Source organism: Streptomyces roseochromogenus subsp. oscitans DS 12.976 (genome assembly GCF_000497445.1).
In the GTDB taxonomy this organism is placed as follows: Bacteria; Actinomycetota; Actinomycetes; order Streptomycetales; family Streptomycetaceae; genus Streptomyces; species Streptomyces oscitans.
This window is the reverse complement of sequence record NZ_CM002285.1, coordinates 5931068-5936468: the sequence shown is the minus strand read 5'-3', so window position 1 is coordinate 5936468 and position 5401 is coordinate 5931068. Positions and strand designations below refer to the sequence as shown.

Here is a 5401-nt window from a genome sequence, read left to right as displayed (position 1 = left end):
CGGCGGTTACGGCACCCCCGGCGGCTACGGAGCCTGGGGCGGCGGCTGGGGCGGTCCCCCGCCCGCGGCCAAGCCCGGTGTCATCCCGCTGCGCCCGCTCGGCGTCGGCGAGATCCTCGACGGCGCCGTCTCCACCATGCGTACCCACTGGCGCACGGTGCTCGGCATCTCGCTGACCGTCGCCCTGTTCTCGGCGACCAGCCTCGTCCTCGTACAGGGCTTCGTCCTCAACGACGTCCTCGGCCAGATGCGGGTCAACAGCCCCGACGCCAACCCCGACGACTTGTTCCGCGCCCTGCGCGACGTCATGATCGGCACCGGTATCGTCAGCCTGATCTCCGGTGTCGCCGTGGTCATCGCGACCGCTCTGCTCACGACCATCACCAGCCGTGCCGTTCTCGGCAGGCCGGTCAGCATCGGCGAGGCCTGGCGAGACGCCCGCCCGCAGCTCCCGAAGCTGTTCGGGCTGCTCATCCTGCTGGGCCTGATCGTCGTCGGCGTGATGTTCGCCGGGACGCTGCCCGGCATTCTCGTCATGCTCGCCGGCGGCAGCGACGCCGCGGAGGCGGGCCTGCTGGCCCTGGGCATCCTCGCCGGCATCGTCGTCTCGGCGTGGCTGGTGATCCGCTTCTGCCTGTCGACGCCCGCCCTGATGCTGGAACGGCAGAGCATCGTCAAGGCCATGAGCCGCTCCGCGAAGCTGGTGCGGGGCTCCTGGTGGCGCACTTTCGGAATCCTGCTGCTCACCGGGCTCATCGTCAGGATCGTCCAGGCGCTCATCAGCATCCCCTTCACCGCTATCGGGGCCGCAGTGAGCGGCGACGGCATGGACAACCTGCTCGGCACCGGCGGCGGGCACATCGGCTGGGCGTCCCTGATCATCCAGGGACTCGGCGCCCTGATCGGCACCGCGCTCACCCTGCCGATCAGCGCGGGCGTCACCGTGCTCCTCTACATCGACCAGCGCATCCGCCGCGAGGCCCTCGACCTCGAACTGGCCCGCGCCGCCGGTGTCCAGCACGCCGGCACCGGCGCCCCCGGTCCCGTCCCGGGGAGCTGACGAGGTGAGTCTCACGGGGGGAGTGCTCACGGCGGCGGCTCCGTCGGGCGCCGGCGGCACGGTCGTACGAGGCCTACTGCGCGCGGCGGACACAGCCGCCCGCGCAACCGGCGGCTCGGGAGACGAGCCGCCCGTGACGACCCCGCGTGGTCCTGCGCGGGAGGCGGCTCGCCGCGAGCTGTCCAAGCGGATGTACCACGAGAACGACCCCGGGCTGTTCCAGCGCGCACTGAAGGCGTTCTGGGACTGGCTCGACCGGCTGCTCAACTCGGCAGCCTCGGCGACCCCCGGCGGCACGGTCGGCCTGATCGTCGTGGTCCTGTTCGTCGTCGCCGTCCTCGCCGCCCTGTGGTGGCGCCTGGGCACCCCGCGCCGGCAACCCACCTCCACCGCCTCCCTGTTCGGCGACCGCCCCCGCAGCGCTGCGGAACACCGCGCGGCCGCCGAGGCACACGCCGTCCAGGGCCACTGGACCCAAGCCGTACAGGAACGCATGCGGGCCATCGTCCGCTCCCTGGAGGAGCGCACCCTGCTCGACCACCGCCCGGGCCGCACCGCCGACGAGGCGGCCGCCGAGGCCGGCCGGGCCCTGCCCGCACACACCAACCGACTGCGCGCCGCGGCCCGCGAGTTCGACGACGTGACATACGGCGGACGCAGGGCGACCGACGAGTCGTACCACCGCATCGCCGAACTCGACCGCGACCTGGAACGCACCAGGCCCGCCCTCGCCCACAGCGCCACCAGCACGGCCCACAACACCCGCCAGGGGGCCGCCCAGTGACCGCCGAGGCCACGCTGCCGGCAACCTCCACCACGCCCACCGTCCGCCAGGTGTGGACCCGTGCCCGGGGCATCGCACTCGCCGTCGTACTGATCCTGGCGGGCGCCGTCGCCATGGCCGCCGTACGCTCCACCGCCCGGCACGGCGAACTGGACCCACGCTCCGCCGACCCCTACGGCAGCCGAGCCGTCGCCCAACTCCTCGCCGACCGGGGCGTCTCCACGCGCGTCGTCACCACGCTGAGCGAGGCACGCGCCGCCGCCGGGCCGGACACCACCCTCCTCGTCGCCGTACCCGACCTGCTGACCGGCCGTCAACAGACCCAGTTGCACCAGGCCACCGCGGCCTCCGGTGGGCGCACCGTCCTCATCGCGGCTGGCAGCCCGTCCGTCGAGCGTCTCGCCCCCGGAGTCACAGCGGACCCCGCCACCAGCGCCGGCAGCACACTCGCCCCCGCCTGCACCCTGCCCGAAGCCCGGCGCGCGGGCAGTGCCGACACCGGTGGCGTCCGATACACCACCACCCGCCTCGACGCCGACTCCTGCTACCCCAGCGAGCGGCTCGCCACCCTGCTGCGCATCCCCGAGACATCCGGGGACGGTGACACCGTCGTGCTCGGCGCGCCCGACATCCTCTTCAACGACCGGCTCGACAAACAGGGCAACGCCTCGCTCGCCCTCCAACTCCTCGGCTCCCGCCCCCATCTGGTCTGGTACCTCCCCTCGCTCTCCGACACCTCGGTCACCGACACCGGCGACCGGAAGAACTTCCTCGACCTGCTTCCCTCGGGCTGGCTCTGGGGCACCCTGCAGCTGTTCATCGCAGCGGCGCTGACCGCCGTCTGGCGGGCACGCCGCTTCGGCCCCCTCGTGCCCGAAAAACTCCCCGTTGCAATCCGCGCCTCCGAGACCACCGAAGGCCGCGCCCGCCTCTACCGCAAGGCCGACGCCCGCGACCGCGCGGCCGCCGCTCTTCGCTCCACCACCCGCACCCGGCTCGCCCCTCTCGTCGGCATCCCCGTCACCCAGGCGCACACGCCCGAGACCCTGCTTCCCGCCCTGTCCGCCCACCTCTCGCAGGATGGACAGGCCCTGCACTCCCTTCTCTTCGGACCGCCGCCCGGCGACGACGCGGCCCTCATCACACTGACCGACCAACTCGACGCCCTCGAAAGAGAGGTACGCCGTCCATGATGGACCCGACCACTGACAACGCCGGGACCGCCGGGGACGCGGGCGCCGCCCGTGCCTCCCTGGAAGCCCTGCGCGCCGAGATCGCCAAAGCCGTGGTCGGCCAGGACCCCGCCGTGACCGGCCTCGTCGTCGCTCTCCTCTGCCGCGGACACGTACTACTAGAAGGAGTCCCCGGAGTCGCCAAAACGTTGCTCGTCCGCACCCTGGCATCCGCACTCGAACTCGACACCAAACGCGTCCAGTTCACCCCGGACCTGATGCCGAGCGATGTCACCGGCTCCCTCGTCTACGACACCCGTACCGCCGAGTTCTCCTTCCAGCCCGGCCCGGTCTTCACCAACCTGGTCCTCGCGGACGAGATCAACCGGACCCCGCCCAAGACCCAGTCCGCCCTCCTCGAAGCCATGGAGGAACGCCAGGTCACGGTCGACGGCACACCGCGCCCGCTGCCCGAGCCGTTCCTGGTCGCCGCGACCCAGAACCCGGTCGAGTACGAGGGCACCTACCCCCTCCCCGAAGCCCAACTGGACCGCTTCCTGCTCAAACTGACGATCCCTCTGCCCTCCCGGCAGGACGAGATCGACGTCCTGACCCGCCATGCCTCGGGCTTCAACCCACGCGACCTGCACGCCGCCGGCGTACGCCCCGTCGCGGGCGCCGCCGACCTGGACGCGGCCCGTGCCGCCGTCGCCAAGACCGCCGTGTCCCCCGAGATCACGGCCTACGTCGTGGACATCTGCCGCGCGACCCGCGAGTCGCCCTCCCTCACCCTCGGCGTCTCCCCGCGCGGTGCCACCGCGCTCCTGGCCACCGCCCGTGCCTGGGCCTGGCTGACGGGCCGCGACTACGTCATCCCCGACGACGTGAAGGCTCTCGCCCTGCCCACCCTGCGACACCGGATCCAGCTGCGCCCCGAGGCGGAGATGGAAGGCGTGACGGCAGACTCCGTCATCAACGCCATCCTCGCCCACGTCCCGGTCCCCCGCTGATGGCGCTCACCGGACGCGCCGCCCTCCTCGCGGCCCTCGGTTCGATCCCCGTCGGCATCCTGGAACCCGGCTGGACAGGCATCCTCGCGGTCAACGGCCCCCTGGCCCTCGCTTGCGCCTGCGACTACGCACTCGCCGCGCCGGTACGACGGCTCGTGCTGTCCCGGTCCGGCGACACCGCCACCCGTCTCGGCGAAACCGCCGACGTCACCCTCATGATCACCAACCCGTCCCGCCGGCCCCTGCGGGCACAGCTGCGGGATGCCTGGCCGCCCAGCAGCTGGCTGCCAGGCACCGAGATCGAGGCCTCCCGCCACCGTCTGACCGTGCCTCCGGGCGAACGCAGACGCGTGACGACCAGGCTGCGCCCCATCCGTCGCGGCGATCGCCAGGCCGACCGCGTGACGATCCGCTCCTACGGCCCCCTCGGTTTGTTCTCCCGTCAGGGCGCCCACAAGCTGCCCTGGTCAGTACGGGTTCTGCCCCCGTTCACCAGCCGAAAGCATCTCCCGTCGAAACTCGCCCGATTGCGTGAACTCGACGGACGCACCAGCGTGCTCACACGCGGTGAGGGAACAGAGTTCGACAGCCTGCGCGAGTACGTCCCCGGCGACGACACCCGCTCGATCGACTGGCGGGCCACCGCCCGCCAGTCGGCCGTGGCCGTCCGCACCTGGCGCCCGGAACGCGACCGTCACATCCTGCTCGTCCTTGATACCGGCCGCACCTCCGCCGGCCGCGTGGGCGACGCACCCCGCCTCGACGCCTCCATGGACGCGGCGCTCCTCCTGGCCGCACTCGCTTCCCGGGCCGGCGACCGGGTAGCGCTCCTGGCGTACGACCGTCGGGTACGCGCCCTGGTCCAGGGCCGCTCGGCAGGAGACGTACTGCCAGGCCTCGTGAACGCGATGGCCCCGCTGGAACCGGAACTGGTCGAGACCGACGCCCACGGGCTCACCGCGGCCGCTCTGCGTACGGCACCCCGCCGCTCCCTGATCGTGCTGCTCACGACACTCGACGCCGCCCCCGTTGAGCAGGGTCTGCTCCCTGTGCTTCCGCAGCTCACTCAACGACACACTCTTCTGGTCGCCTCGGTGGCCGACCCGCACATTGCGCGCATGGCCGAGGCTCGGGGAGACGCGGAGGCGGTGTACGAGGCCGCGGCAGCGGCTCAGGCACAGAGCGAGCGTCAGCGCACGGCAGAGCAGCTGCGTCGGCATGGGGTGACGGTTGTGGACGCGACGCCGGAGGATCTGGCGCCGACGCTGGCCGACGCGTATCTGGCTCTGAAGGCGGCGGGCCGGCTCTGATCCGCTCCGGCTCGCTCCCTTCGGGGAAAGTGCGTTCCCATTGCTTTGAGAAAGATCTCCAGAAC

The 5401-nt window shown here is 72.2% G+C and carries 5 protein-coding genes; all 5 read left to right on the top strand.

Annotated features, from left to right (window positions below; translation table 11 throughout):
- On the top strand, positions 1–1060 hold a 1060-nt coding region (locus M878_RS75280), incomplete at its 5' end, for a glycerophosphoryl diester phosphodiesterase membrane domain-containing protein (protein WP_023550051.1).
- A gap of 4 nt (positions 1061–1064) precedes the next feature.
- On the top strand, positions 1065–1844 hold the full coding sequence (locus tag M878_RS75275) for a DUF4129 domain-containing protein (protein WP_078630663.1): 780 nt from the start codon (positions 1065–1067) through the stop codon (positions 1842–1844).
- Complete coding sequence (locus tag M878_RS75270; RefSeq protein ID WP_023550049.1) at positions 1841–3037, top strand: DUF4350 domain-containing protein; 1197 nt, start codon at positions 1841–1843, stop codon at positions 3035–3037. Before M878_RS75275 ends, M878_RS75270 begins: the two co-directional genes overlap by 4 nt.
- Complete coding sequence (locus tag M878_RS75265) at positions 3037–4026, top strand: AAA family ATPase (RefSeq protein WP_023550048.1); 990 nt, start codon at positions 3037–3039, stop codon at positions 4024–4026. The genes M878_RS75270 and M878_RS75265 overlap by 1 nt, the downstream gene beginning before the upstream one ends.
- Positions 4026–5336 (top strand): DUF58 domain-containing protein, encoded by a 1311-nt coding sequence (locus M878_RS75260; RefSeq protein ID WP_023550047.1) that lies wholly within the window; start codon positions 4026–4028, stop codon positions 5334–5336. Before M878_RS75265 ends, M878_RS75260 begins: the two co-directional genes overlap by 1 nt.
- The last annotated feature ends 65 nt before the right edge of the window (positions 5337–5401 follow it).